Below are 13,547 nucleotides of genomic sequence, written 5' to 3' on the forward strand. Positions count from 1 at the left end.
TTGAGGGAAATCGGGTCACCTGCTTTGACCCTTTTGGTATGATCAGCATCGCGGCTACGTTTAGTCTGCTGCATGAAGCTGTTTCCACTGCTCTGGGTGCTTCTCATCGCCGCAAAGGTGCACGGCGATGATCAGGTGGCTTTTTTTGAAGCGAAGATCCGGCCCGTGCTGGTGAAGCAGTGTTACGAGTGCCACTCCGCTGAGTCAGGCAAATCAAAGGGTGGGCTGATGCTGGACACGAAGCAGGGGATCCGCAAAGGCGGAGACACCGGCGCGGCGGTGGTGCCAGGAGATGCAGGGAAGAGCCTGCTGGTGGCTGCGATAAAACACAGCGATCCTGATCTCGAGATGCCGCCGAAAAAGCCGCAGCTGGCTCCTGCGGTGATCAGGGATTTTGAAACCTGGATCAAGGCCGGTGCGGTGGATCCGCGTGAAGAGGCTGGAAACGCAGCCGCCCGTCCGCCAGTCGATTTGGAATCGGGCAGGAAATTCTGGAGCTATCAAAAGCCACAGCGTGCTCCAGGGAGCATTGATGCATTCATCCAGTCGCGACTGAAGGAGAACAACCTGTCTCCAGCTCCTGAGGCTGAGCCGGTGGTACTGCTGCGTCGCTTGTGCTTTGATCTGACCGGTCTGCCTCCGACCCCGGAGCAGGCGGCGGCTTTTTCAATGGAGAAACTGGAGGCGACGGTGGATGCCTTGCTTGCGTCCAGGGAATATGGCGTGCGCTGGGGCCGTCATTGGCTGGATGTGGCGCGGTTTGCTGAGTCAAACGGGCGTGAGTCCAACCTGACTTTTCCGCACGCGTGGCGCTACCGCGATTATGTCATCGATGCGGTGAATGCCGATGTCCCGTTTGATCGCTTCATCACCGAGCAGATCGCCGGTGACCTGCTGCCGGCGAAAAGCGACGCAGAGCGTGCGCGTCTGCTCACCGCCACGGGATTTCTTGCCATGGGGCCGAAGGGCCTGAATGAGATGAATAAAGCGCAATTCGCCGCGGATGTGGCCGACGAACAGCTCGACACCGTCACGCGTGCGGTGCTGGCAAGTTCGGTGGCATGTGCGCGGTGCCATGACCACAAGACCGAGCCCTTCAGCATGGAGGATTATTACGGGCTGGCGGGCATTTTCAAAAGCACGCAGACCTATTATGGCAACTGGATCGACTCGGAGAACAACAATCACGGCCATCTCATCCGACTGCCAGATCTGCCCGGCCAGTTCATTCCGAAGCCCGGTCTCTCCGCCGCACGGGTGCAGCAGCTGAAGCAGGAGCTGGCAAAGCTCAACGCGGACGAGAAAGAACAGCAGGAATACCTGCTCAAAGCCAAGCTGGAAGGGCGGGATATCAGCAATGAGTACCACAAGATTCTCACCAACGCGATCCGCATCCTCTGGACGCGTGGCGGGGTGGAAGGGGCGCTGGAGACGGTGGATGACACGGGACGCTCACTGCCTTTGTGCATGGGGGTGCAGGACGCGAAACACATCGCGGATTCACCGCTCTATGAACGCGGTGAGATATCGCATCCTGGAAAGCTTATTCCGCGCGGCTTTCCACGGGTCATCGAGCTCAAGTGCCGCGCTCCCCTCCAAAGCAGCGGCCGTCTTGAGCTAGCACACTGGATCACCAGCCGGGATAATCCGCTGACTGCGCGAGTGATGGTGAATCGAGTCTGGCGGCATCTGTTTGGCGCCGGGATTGTCCGCACGGTGGACAATTTCGGATACAGCGGCGGGCGGCCGAGCCATCCCGAACTTCTGGATCATCTCGCGCTTCGGTTCATGGACGAAGGCTGGTCGATGAAAAAAATGATCAAGGAGATCGTGCTGACAAAGACTTACCGGCAGAGCTGCCAGGGGCGGAGTGACAGCGATCCCGACAATCTTTTTCTATCCCATGCCAGCAAAAGACGTCTGGACGCCGAGGCCATACGCGATGCCATGCTCGCTGTCTCCGGCACGTTGGACACTTCGCGCAGGCCCGGATCGTTGGTGGCGGAGCTGGACGGGCAGTCGGTTTCGCTGATCGGTTTCAATACGAAGCTGCCGCAGGATCTCGACGGTTCGCGGCGTCGTTCGATCTATCTGCCGGTGATCCGCGATCAGCTGCCGGATGTGCTGGAGCAGTTTGATGTGGCCAATCCGAATCTCGTCACCGGAGATCGCGACGTAACGAATGTGCCGCTGCAGGCGCTGTATCTTATGAACGGGCCGTTCGTGCAGGCTCAGGCGGCGGCGTTGGCGAAGCGGCTCACGCAGGAAAAATCGACGCTCGCGGAGCGCGTGAGCCAGGCATTCCTGCTTTGCTTCAACCGCAAGCCGGATGCGAAGGAGCAAAAGCTCGCGGAGGCGTTTTTCCAAACTCACGCAGCCGATGAGCCGAAGCTGCTGGAGGCATTCTGCCAGTCGCTTCTGGCCAGCGCTGAATTCCGCCTGATGGATTAAAGATTATGAACACGACTTTCTCCCGACGCGAACTGCTGACGACGATGTCGTCCGGCATCGGCTGGCTGGCCTTTTCAGCGCTGGCGCAGGCGAAAAGTGGCCTGGCGGCACGGGAGCCTCATTTTTCAGCGAGGGCAAAACGGGTGATCTTTCTCACCATGCGCGGCGGCCCCTCCCATGTGGACCTGTTTGATCACAAGCCAGAGCTGATCAAGCGTGATGGCCAGACGGCGTCGCTGGGGCGTGATTCGGCAGGCGCGAAGCTGTTTGGGCCGGTCCATCCGCTGAAGCAGTTCGGGAAATCGGGGCAGTGGATGACGACACTTTATCCCCGGCTGGCGAAGCACGCGGACGATCTGTGCATCATCAATTCCATGCACACCGATCTTCCGAATCATGCCCAGGCCTTCGGGCAGATGCACACCGGCAGCTTCCAGTTTGTGCGGCCTTCCATCGGAGCATGGACACTCTACGGCCTCGGGACGGAGAACGAGAATCTGCCTGGATTCATCACGCTGAATCCGCCGGCGGACAACGGCGGCGCGCAGAACTATGGCAGCGCCTTTCTGCCCGCAATCTGCCAGGGCACGCGCATTGGTGGCTCGCAGCTGCCGGAGCTTTATGCCGCGCTGCTGAACAAGGATGTGGCCCCGGGGCCGCCGATGAAAAACATCGTGCCGGCGGCGGCTCACGATATGCAGCGGGCGCAGCTCGACCTCATTCGCGGATTGAACGAGCGCAAGATGGAGCGCGACGGTTTTCATCCCGAGATCGAAGGGGCGATCGAGTCGTTTGAGCTCGCGTTTCGCATGCAGAGTGAAGTTCCTGGAGTGCTCGATCTGCGCAGCGAGCCGGAGCATGTTCTGAAGCTCTATGGCATCGGGCAGGGGAAGGATCAGTTCGCCCGGCAGTGCCTGCTGGCGCGTCGCATGGCGGAGGCGGGAGTGCGCTTCATCGAGATAGCCTCCCCTGGAAATTGGGATCATCACAATCGACTGCGCGAGTTGCTTGCCACCAATTGCGCCGCCACAGACCAGCCGATCGCCGCGCTGCTGACAGATTTGAAATCACGGGGCATGCTCAAGGACACGCTGGTGGTGTGGGCCGGTGAGTTTGGCCGCACGCCGTATGCGCAGAGCGGGGACGGCCGTGATCACAATCACAAAGGCTACTCCATCTGGATGGCGGGTGGCGGGGTTAAAGGCGGCCTGACCTATGGCTCGACGGATGAAGTGGGGCATCAGGCCGAAGTGAACCCCATGCACATCCACGACTGGCATGCGACGATCCTGCATTTGCTCGGCCTGGACCACACCCGGCTGACTTTTGCCTATGGAGGGAGAAACTTCCGACTTACAAATGTCGGGGGCGAAGTGGCGCAGGGGATTTTGGCGTAAGATTCAGATTGCGCCTTCGATAGGCGCAACGGTAATATCGAACCAATCCCATACAGGCACGGTCTGTATGGATCAGGTCGTCTCAAACTCTGAAAATGCCATGCGTGACGGTTCTATTGATGATTCAGCTCGTGCTGCGAAACCACCGTCTAGATGGGGCGGCATTTTCATCGGCCTTGTACTCGGCGCTGCGATTGGGGCGGCGGGCCTTTATGTGACGAAGGTCGATCCTTCTCTGCTGGCGAAGGCGTCACCATCATCATCCCCGGCCCAGCCGGTCGCTGCGGTGCCTGCGGACGAAGAAGCACCGGTGCCGGTCAAGGACAATGGACTTCCGCACACCCCCTTCGAGAAGGGCGCGCTGCCGGCTGATGAACCCGTCGAGACCATCAAGATCACGCTCGGAGTGGGCACCGAGGGCGCGGCATTGAGCGAGCCGGTGGACGTGCATCTGGGACTCGGCTTTCCGCTTCGTCTCTATCCACTGGGCGGTGTGAAGCGTGAGCCGTCTTTTGCGGCGTTTCCGCACACGTCTTCGCTGGACGCAGTGACGAATGAAATCCAGCCGGGGCAGATGGCGACGTTTGAATTCTCCGCCAAGGGCGATGATGCGGGCCTGGATGCGCTGCGCACGTCCCGGCAACTGCTCACAGATGTGAAATGCGGCGACTTGCAGCGCATTGGCTTTGCTTCGCAGGGCCGCACTGACTGGGTGCTGGCGGGATATCGCATCGAAGTGAACGGCAAACTTTTTGCCGCCAATGGCAAGGTGGAGGCTCGTGCGCAGGAGCGTCTGGCTTCGAGCCGGGAAAGCCTCATGAAGATTCTTCCCGAGTACGAGGCAAAGACGAATGCGACGGCGCTGACAGAAGAACAGAAAGCGGAGCTTAAAACCGAGTACGCTCTGGTGCGTGCGCTGAGCGGTCGTGTGGTGGGTGCCTTTCCTTGGTATGAAGAAACGGACGAGTCCTTCAAGCCAGCGCCGCCGCCGGGATCCAAAGTGGAGAACCTGCGCATCACGCTCACCGGAGGCAAAGGGCCGCAGCAGGGCTCTCGCAATCCAGTCTATCTCGTGGCAGGCGGGCGCAAGTTCCTGCTTTCCTCCGAGGCTGATCCGCTGCGCGACGCCAACGAGCCGCAGCTCTTTGATCTGGCCGCGTTTGAGCTGGCCATGAATCCGCTGACGAAAGAAGTGCTGTCCGCACCGGGGGTGGGCATCATCGGCAGTGGCGGGCCGACGAACAAGGTCCCTGACCGTGCGCAGCTTCAGAGCGTGCTCATCGAGGCGGACGGGCAGGAAATTTACAACAGTGACAAGCAGCCGAATGATCAAAAGACGTTGCCGCAGCTGTGGCTGGCCCCTCCCGCGTTTTTCGATGAGTCAGGCGATCTGGTGAGGAGCACGCCGACTGCGGCGGAGGTTCCTGTGTGGAAATCTGGCATGACGATCACCGGGCCTCCGGCTGCAGTGCCGCCAGAGCCTCCACCTCTGCCGCCGCTGGTGAATGTTCCGCCGGTTCCACCGCTGCCACCGCCTCCGCTATTGCCACCCGTGCGCACCATATTGCCCGGAGGCCTGCCGCCGCCGGGAGGCGGGCTGCTGCCGCTGCTGAATGCGCTGGCTCCGCTTCTCTTCCCGCTGCCGCCTCCCGCTGCGCCGCTGATCAGCGGAGTTCATATCGCACATACAACGGCGCCGGTCTGTGATGGCGACGTAGTGACGGTGAAGTGGAATGTGGGGGGCAATATTTCAAACATCACCTCCTGGCGGGTCGATTTGTTTGCCGTGCTGCCGCACAAGGCAGTGCCGGTGCTGATCACACCCATGGCGACAAAGATTGGAGGATTTCCCGGTTCAACGAGCCTCGTGATGCCGCCGATCAGCCGTGCCGCGATCGCAGCTCTGCTGACGCCGAACTCCGCTGAGGCGCTCTACCTTTACGTGCAGCCGCGTGTCACTGCGCTGGGCCCCTTCGGCAACGTGTTGACGGCGGCCAATGGCGCCATGCTTCCCTTGTTTCCGGCCGGCACCACGACGGCCTCGGTGGGCCTGAAACGCGGAGGCATTCTGCCGCCATTCGGCCCCGGCAATGCGCCCGCACCGAGTTTTCAGGTGACGCCCGCGGTGACGCCACCGTTTCTGAAATGGCAGGGCATGCCCCTGGCGGATCCGCTGGCGGTTCGAAACGCCTGGAGCCTGACAACCCGGCACGGCAGCCATTTTGGCCTGCTGTTTGGCAGTCATGAAATTGTTCCCGGTGTGGTCACACTGCCCGCATGGAGCACCGCGGCACGGCCCACGGGCGGCGGCGGTGAGCTGATCACCATTCGGTTCGAGGGACTGGTGCCGATGCCCGCCGGAGCCAATGGCCTGCGCGCGGTCGCCTATGTCGCCTTTGTGGGCGGTTCCTCGCCTGCCACCACCGGGCAGGTGCTGGCGCGTGCGGAGCTAAGCAGCGGACCGGTACGGCGCAATGGCGCAGGCAATGTGATGCCGCTGCCGTGGGGCGCCCAGCCTTTCTTCACGCTGCAAACGACCACGCAGGTGCCCGCTGTGCCGCTGGCCAAAAATCAGCCGCTGCTGCTGGTGGACATGCCGCTGCGGTTTGACCGCATGGCGGTGAATAATTTTGCCGGCTACCCGCTCGATCCCGTGAACGGTGCCAGCTATTCTTTTGCCGCGCCGCCGTTCAATCCGGCTGCCTATACCGCCCAGGCGGGCACGGGCACCATGTACGTCACGCTCACCTATATGATCGCGCTTAACACCACGGATGCGACGGACGCCGTGGGAGTTCTCGGAGTCCGTCTCGTCCCTGACAACACGCCATGAAAACGCTTCTGCCTCTTTTCATTCTTCTGGGTGCGCCATTGCTTCATGCGGCCGATGGGGCCGTGCACGGTCGTGTTTACGGCCAGAATGAGAAAGGAGATAATCTCGGCCCGGTCGCGAATGCAAAAATCGAACTGCGAGGAGAAGACGGCGCTGGAATGGCATCCGTAACCACAAACGAATACGGCTACTATCAGATCGCCACGCTCGCGGCAGGCGCGTATCGTTACAAGGTCACGGCGGCCGGCTTTCGTGATGAAGATGAGAAGCGGGGCTTCGCCATGCCGCCGGACACGCGGGAGTTTGTGCATGATTTCCTGCTCTCGCGTGAGCCAAAGCCGGGCAGCGGCCCGGCGCAGTCAAACATCGTTCAGCCCGCCGTCCATGGCCGTGTCTATGGCCAGACGGAAAAGGGAGACAACCTCGGCCCCATCCCAGGTGCAAAGATCGAACTGCTTGCGGGCCAGGGTGGAAAAGTCGTTGCGACTGCGACGGCGGATTCACCCGGAGGCTACTATGAAATCAAAAACCTTCCGCCCGCGGATTACGCCTATCGTGTGACAGCCTCCGGCTTCGCGACGGAAGATGCCGGACGAGGCTTCACGGTTCCAAAAGCCACACTGGAATACGTGCATGATTTTCTTCTCTCCAAGGTGCCGCCCAAGCGGGAGAGATGCGATCTGGCCGTGCTTGTGGTGAAGCGCATCAGCAGTGGCAAGGACCGTGCGAATGATGCGCGGATCCCCGTGGCAGGGGCAAAGCTGCTGCTTCAGCCGGCAGGGAATCTGCCCACACCGCTGAACCAGCCTTTTATCACGGATGCAAAGGGTGAATTCCTCGCGAAGGATCTTGCGGAAGGCGGCTACAATGTCGCTATCGACGGGCCCGAGTGCGAGCCCTTTATTGGAACTCTGGCCGTGAAATGTGACAAGGACGGGGACGTGATTTTCGAACTCCAGCCATGCAATGAACTTCTGCACGGTTACGTCCGCACCATTTTGACCGATGGCTGGGGCACTTCGTCCCAGGCCAGGGCTGCCGCAGATCGCGGCTACCAGCGTGCGACGAAAGTGGATGCCAATGACTGCGGCGTAAACTACGCAGCCGCGCTCGCGCAGCTCAGTGCGGGAGACTACAGCGCCGCGCAGCAAAATCTCGCGGCGGCGATTGGCAAGAAGAGCGACAGCGCGAACTGGGATCGTGCCTGCGAAGCCCGCCTGTGGATGAATCTCTGCCTGCACCAGTCCGCGCAGGCCGTGCGTGAGATCCGCTCGCTTGCACAGAATCACTATGCGGCGCGCAGTGCCAGCCCTGCCGCGAAGGATACCGCTTACCTCTGCGGAGTCGGTCTCGGTTTGTTCAAAGGCCCCTGGCAGGATCATGCGCGCGCCGGGGACATCGCGCTCATGGAGACCGAACTGCTCACTGCATTTAAAGGCGATTTGCAGGGCGAAGTTTTGAAAGCGCGTGACAACGTGGCCGTCGAATACGGCAAGCTTAAAACAGCGCAGGATGCCGCGCGCAATGCGTTGTTGGCGGGCATCACCGAAAAGCGCAATGCAGAGCTCGCGCGCCTCGCCGAACGCCAGACCGCCATCAGCAAGGAGGTGGCGGCTCTGGATCCTGACATCCAGGCTCTGCAGGCCACCGTGGCCCAGTATGACCAGCAGTACCGCGTTCAGGTGGCCGGGTTCATGCAGCAGCAGCAGGCCAATGCCGTGCAGCTCCAGGCGCTGAATGCCCGGCTGCAGCAGGTCTCCGCCTGCATGGCGCAGGATCAGCTGAAAATGGCAGGTGCGGCGCAGCAGCAGATGCCGCAATCTCCCACGACGATGCAGCCAGGCATGCGCCCAGGAATGATGCAGCCCGGAGTCAATAATCAGGCCGTCATGGTGGAGATCCAGCAGCACCAGGTGGAGATTCAGCAGATCCGTCAGCAGATGCAGGTCATTCAAAACCAGAATGCGCAGATGGGCGCCACCGTCGTAAATTTGCAGAATCAGTTCAAGCGCGATGCCGGCACCGCCCAGACCGATCTCGACACGAAGTTGCGGCGCAGGGAAGTGCTCGCCAGGGAGTTTGAGACGCTGGATCGCCAGCGCACCGCCCCATTTGATCCAAATGCTTACAGCACTCCGGAAATTGACAATTTGGTGCGCCGCGGGCGCTCGCTTAAAACCTACCGCGACCTGCCATTGGAAGTGCGCCGGGAAGAGGTGCTTGCCCGGTTCACCTGCGGAGCCGCGAAGGAGCCCAAACGCCTCGCGAACACCGCGCGTGCGGCCGAGATCAAAGAGCCTGATTTTCCCGGCGTCCGCACCCCTGCGGCGAATGCGCCGGTGTCGCCTTCAAGCGCACCGATGACCGTTCTGCCTGCCATGCCTGCTCAGACGCCACTGGCGCCTTTGCCAGACAGCACCAGCATGCCGCCGCTCAAGCCCCTGCCGCCATCGGCAACAGCCGTCAAGCCTCCGCCAAATGTTGGCGATCCGGCCGAAGTCGTCGTCACCAACAATCACGCGGGCGCGGTGCGCGTCTTTGGCCTTTCACCCGGGGCGGACAATGAGGTCTTCATGCGTCTGCTCGATCCCGGCGAAGAAGCAATGATCCCCGTCCGCGTCGGACAGACATTGATCATGCGCCCGTCGGCGGGAGGCCCCGAATTGAAACGCCACAAGGTCGGCAAAAAGCTGGAGCTTTTGAAGCTGGGCACGGCACCGCAGTAAAGTAGTCTTGTTGCGGTGCAACCGGCCTGCTTTAGGCATGCCGTCCTTTGAACGTCAGCTCGGCGATGCCGCTCTTGTCCAACCCGCCAAGTCCCAGGCTCACCATCTTTTCATACTGGGCCTTGGTTGCGTCGTTGAGAGGGAGGCTGAGGCCGACGGTCTTCGCCACGTCTGCGGCGATGCCGCTGTCCTTTGCGGCGTGCTCGGCGGAGAACCAGCAGTCGTGCTCGCGGGCCACCATGTCGGCGCTGTCGGTTTCCAGCACACGGGAGTTGGCTCCGGTCTGGCTGAAGACTTCGCGGATCATGTTCAAATCGTGGCCCAGTGCGGCGGCGAGGCCCAGGCCTTCGGCGAGGCCTGCGGTGTTGATGTTCATGACCATGTTCACCAGCGCCTTCACTTCTGCCGCCCGGCCCGGACCACCGATGAAGCGGCGGTTCACGCTCATCTTCTCGATCATGGGCTGCACCTGCTGGTAGATGGCTTCGTCCCCGGCCAGCATGAGGTAGAGTTTTCCTTCCCGCGCATGGCTGATGGAGGAGGCCATGCAGGCCTCCAGGCTGTGCGCGCCGGCCTTTTCGGCTGCGGCATACACCTCCCGATGGATGGCGGGGGAAAGCGTGGCGCAGTTGATGAAGATCCTGCCCTTCGCGTTGGTCAGCAGGCTGTCACCGCTGGCGAGGAAGATGCTGCGCATGGCGGCGTCGTTGGTGACGACGGTGAAGATGACATCCGCGGAAGCGGTCACGTCCGCGAGGCTGTTGCAGGCTTTGCAGCCGAGTTCTGCGGCCAGTTCAGCGGCGGACTGGGTGTTTACATCGAGCACGGCGGTGACGCTGTAGCCACACTCTTTGAGACGGCGGGCCATGTTGGCCCCCATTTTTCCGACTCCGACGAAAGCAACGGTTTGAGACATGATGGTTGGGTGGTTGGGTTATTTGAATTCGGGATAAAAGGGATTGTGCTCTTTTTCTTCTCCGACGGTGGTCATGGGGCCGTGGCCGGGGCAGATCACCGTATTGTCCGGCAGGGTGAAGATCTCCTTACGGTTGGTGGCCAGGGCATCGGCATAGGAAACCATGCCGCCCCCCATGCTGGAGGCAAACAAGGCGTCTCCCACGATCGCCACGGGCTGCTTTAACCCGGTGACGACGTAGGTGATGCCGCCTTTCGAATGGCCCCAGGTGCTGCGGGGCTCGATTTTCAGTCCGCCCGACTCCCAAGCCTCCGCCTCGCCCAGAGCGAAAGTTTTGGCCCCGGCGCAGGGCTCCTTGTCATGCACAAAGACTGTGACAGCGCCGTCGGCGGAAAGTCTGGCCAGGTCCGCAATGTGATCTCCGTGGGTATGCGTGAGGAAGATCAGGCTGAGATTCAGACCCTTGGCCTGAATAAACTCGATCATGGGGGTGGCATCCGCCCCGGTGTCGAAGGCAACAGCGTTTTTCGTGTCGGCATCCCAGACGAGGTAGGAGTTCACCGTCATGTCATGGTAGGCGGTGTTGAACTGTTCCAGGCAGGGCAGGTTGACCGCGAGGGGACGCCACTCGTTGTGGGCCATGGTAACCAGGGCCAGCCCGTCGAGCTGCAAATGAGGTGCCATCTTCCGCAGCACCCGGTCGTCCGCCTTGCCGTTTTTGGCGTCGGCGATGTCGTTCGCGCTGATGCCGGATTTGGCCGCGAGGTCGGCATCGCTGATGCCAAGGCCGCGCATGGATTTGGCGATCACATCATTAAACAAGTCTTCGAGAGGGAGGGACATGGGGTGCGATTCAAGGCGTTTTGACCGGCGAAGGCAAGGGCTATGTGCAAGGCAGGCTGCTGCAAAGCAAAACACGCACAGGCAGCGGGGAATTCTTGCCTCCGTGAGAGTCACACGTAACATCGGCGCGCCATGACCGATCTCGACATTCGTGAAATCCACTTTCTCCGCGGCCCCAATATCTGGTCGAACGATCCCGTGCTGGAAGCCTGGGTGGATCTGGGCAGCCTGAAGGACACCTCTTCTGACATCGTCCCCGGCTTTGCCGACCAGCTCAAAGCGTGGTTCCCCGGCATGATCGAACACCGCTGCAGCATCGGCGAACGCGGCGGCTTTTTCCAGCGGCTCGACAGGGGCACCTGGCCCGGTCACATTCTGGAGCATGTGACGCTGGAACTTCAGACCCTGGCGGGCAACACCGTGGGCTTTGGCAAGGCGCGGGAAACCTGCGTGGAAGGATTGTACAAGGTGGTCATCGAATACCTGGATGAAAACGTGGCCGAAGCCTGCATGCGGGAGGCGCGCGAGATCCTTCTGGCCGGATACGCCGGCAAGGAATATGACATCGCCGGCGCCGTGGCGCGCATGAAACGCGTGGTGGACCGCAATGCCCTGGGGCCGAGCACGAGCGCCATCATCGCTGCCGCGGAAGACCGTGGCATCCCCTGGCGTCGCTTACGGGAGGGCCGCAGTCTGGTGCAGTTTGGCCAGGGGGTGAACCAGCGCCGCATCTGGACGGCGGAGACGGACCGCACCGGCGCCATCGCCGAGCACATCGTGCAGGACAAGGATCTGACGCGGAATCTGCTGAGAAAAGCCGGAGTGCCTGTGCCCGAGGGGCGCGTGGTGGCCAATCCGGAGGATGCCTGGGAGGCTGCGGAGGACATCGGCACACCCGTGGTGGTCAAACCTCAGGACGCGAACCATGGCCGCGGCGTGTTCATCAATCTTACCACAAAGGAGCAGGTGGACAGCGCCTTTCAAACCGCAGCGACAGAAGGTGACGGCGTGATGGTGGAGCGCTTCATCCCCGGCAATGACCACCGTTTGCTGGTGGTCGGAGGTGAACTGATCGCCGCAAGCCGCGGCGACCACGCCGTGGTCACTGGCAATGGCAGGGACAGCATCGGCGTGCTTGTGGATACCCAGCTCAACACCAACCCGCTGCGTGGCGTGAGCGATTTCTGCCCCTGGTCCAAGATCGACACGGAAGAATGGGATCCGGCGATCCTTTCAGAATTGGAGAAGCAGGACTACGAGCCAAGTTCGGTTCCCAATGATGGTGAGCGGGTGCTGATCTCCCGCTTTGCCAACTGGTCCACCGAGGTCACCGGACTGGTGCACCCGCGCAACCGCGAGCACGTGACCATCGCTGCGCAGGTTGCAGGGCTGGACATCTGCGGGATCGACGTGGTGTGCACGGACATCAGCAAGCCCCTCGAAGACCAGGGCGGAGCCGTGGTGGAGCTGAACGCCAGCCCCGGACTCATCATGCACCTCCGGCCAGCGACGGGAGAGGTGAGACCTGTGGGGGAGGCGATCATCAACATGCTTTTCCCGGAGGGGAGAGACGGCCGCATCCCAGTCATCGGCATCACCGGCACGCATGGCAAAACGACCACCTCCAAGCTGGTGGCGCATCTGATGAAAGCCACTGGCAAGCTCATCGGGGTGTGCCACAGCGAAGGCCTGCAGTTTGGCGGGCGTCATGCATGTTCAAAGATGGGAGACCGCACCACCGGCACCTGGGGTGTTTTGCTGCACCCTTGGACGGAGCTGGCCGTATGTGAGAGCAGTGCGGAGTCGATCCTTCTGGAAGGGCTGGGCTATGACCGCTGCCAGGTCGGTGTGGTGCTCAATGTGGGCACCGAGCATCTTGGCCTGGGGTACATCGACACGCTGGAGCAGATGACCAAGGTGAAGCGCTGTGTGGTGGATGTGGTGCTGCCGGAAGGAACGGCGGTGCTGAATGCGGACGATTCTTTCGTGGCCGGCATGGCGGAGTCGGAGCACTGCAGGTGCGGCGTCTTGTTCTTCTCCCATGTGGCGGACAATCCCCTCGTCATCGCGCATCTGGAAAAGGGCGGGCGGGCCGTCTTCGTGAAGGATGAGTCCATCTGCCTGGCCGAAGGAAGCCTGCAGCGCCGGCTGTGCGCGCTGAGCGAGGTGGCTCTGCCCCTCACGGGACATTTCAGCTTCAACGTTCACAACGCGCTTGCTGCCGTTGGTGCGGGGTGGGCCTATGGCTTGAGCGACTCGGCGCTGGCCGAGGGACTTGGCAGCTACGTTTGAAATCGACCGCCGGCTGGAAACAATCGACTCTTTTTGGGAGTTCTTATGGCAGCAGAGTTGCTATCCGAACACTCCCCCGATCCATGCCC

General features: G+C 61.4%; 7 protein-coding genes. 5 read left to right on the top strand and 2 right to left on the bottom strand.

The window, feature by feature from the left end; all coding sequences use genetic code 11:
* Window positions 1–72: 72 nt before the first annotated feature.
* The 4 genes from ACILSR_RS16090 to ACILSR_RS16105 all read left to right on the top strand — a co-directional run bounded on the left by ACILSR_RS16090 (window position 73) and on the right by ACILSR_RS16105 (window position 9,407).
* Entirely contained in the window at window positions 73–2,451 is a 2,379-nt protein-coding gene (locus ACILSR_RS16090; RefSeq protein ID WP_395750810.1) for a PSD1 and planctomycete cytochrome C domain-containing protein, read from the top strand.
* A gap of 5 nt (window positions 2,452–2,456) precedes the next feature.
* On the top strand, window positions 2,457–3,848 hold the full coding sequence (locus ACILSR_RS16095; RefSeq protein WP_395750811.1) for a DUF1501 domain-containing protein: 1,392 nt from the start codon (window positions 2,457–2,459) through the stop codon (window positions 3,846–3,848).
* 100 nt (window positions 3,849–3,948) lie between these two features.
* Window positions 3,949–6,681 (top strand): hypothetical protein, encoded by a 2,733-nt coding sequence (locus ACILSR_RS16100; RefSeq protein WP_395750812.1) that lies wholly within the window; start codon window positions 3,949–3,951, stop codon window positions 6,679–6,681.
* Window positions 6,678–9,407 carry a carboxypeptidase regulatory-like domain-containing protein gene (locus tag ACILSR_RS16105; protein WP_395750813.1) on the top strand — a complete coding sequence of 910 codons (2,730 nt, stop codon included), beginning with the start codon at window positions 6,678–6,680 and terminating at the stop codon, window positions 9,405–9,407. The genes ACILSR_RS16100 and ACILSR_RS16105 overlap by 4 nt, the downstream gene beginning before the upstream one ends.
* Before the next feature lie 31 nt (window positions 9,408–9,438).
* On the opposite strand, the gene ACILSR_RS16110 is transcribed toward ACILSR_RS16105, so the two are convergent.
* On the bottom strand, window positions 9,439–10,323 hold the full coding sequence (locus ACILSR_RS16110) for an NAD(P)-dependent oxidoreductase (protein WP_395750814.1): 885 nt from the start codon (window positions 10,321–10,323) through the stop codon (window positions 9,439–9,441).
* Between the two features lie 18 nt (window positions 10,324–10,341).
* Window positions 10,342–11,166, bottom strand: coding sequence for an MBL fold metallo-hydrolase (locus ACILSR_RS16115; RefSeq protein ID WP_395750815.1), 825 nt, complete (start codon window positions 11,164–11,166; stop codon window positions 10,342–10,344).
* Between the two features lie 132 nt (window positions 11,167–11,298).
* Here ACILSR_RS16115 and cphA point away from each other — a divergent pair, with 132 nt between their 5' ends.
* Complete coding sequence (gene cphA / locus ACILSR_RS16120; protein WP_395750816.1) at window positions 11,299–13,458, top strand: cyanophycin synthetase; 2,160 nt, start codon at window positions 11,299–11,301, stop codon at window positions 13,456–13,458.
* Window positions 13,459–13,547: the final 89 nt, after the last annotated feature.

Source organism: Prosthecobacter sp. (assembly GCF_044222565.1).
Classification (GTDB): Bacteria; Verrucomicrobiota; Verrucomicrobiia; order Verrucomicrobiales; family Verrucomicrobiaceae; genus Prosthecobacter.

What these genes read in the sequence shown, in the direction of transcription:
- ACILSR_RS16095 (WP_395750811.1), top strand. Translation starts at nt 2,457, where the DNA reads ATGAACACGACTTTCTCCCGACGCGAACTGCTGACGACGATGTCGTCC.
- ACILSR_RS16105 (WP_395750813.1), top strand. Translation starts at nt 6,678, where the DNA reads ATGAAAACGCTTCTGCCTCTTTTCATTCTTCTGGGTGCGCCATTGCTT.
- ACILSR_RS16110 (WP_395750814.1), bottom strand. Translation starts at nt 10,323, where the DNA reads ATGTCTCAAACCGTTGCTTTCGTCGGAGTCGGAAAAATGGGGGCCAAC.
- cphA (WP_395750816.1), top strand. Translation starts at nt 11,299, where the DNA reads ATGACCGATCTCGACATTCGTGAAATCCACTTTCTCCGCGGCCCCAAT.
- ACILSR_RS16100 (WP_395750812.1), top strand. Translation starts at nt 3,949, where the DNA reads ATGCGTGACGGTTCTATTGATGATTCAGCTCGTGCTGCGAAACCACCG.
- ACILSR_RS16090 (WP_395750810.1), top strand. Translation starts at nt 73, where the DNA reads ATGAAGCTGTTTCCACTGCTCTGGGTGCTTCTCATCGCCGCAAAGGTG.
- ACILSR_RS16115 (WP_395750815.1), bottom strand. Translation starts at nt 11,166, where the DNA reads ATGTCCCTCCCTCTCGAAGACTTGTTTAATGATGTGATCGCCAAATCC.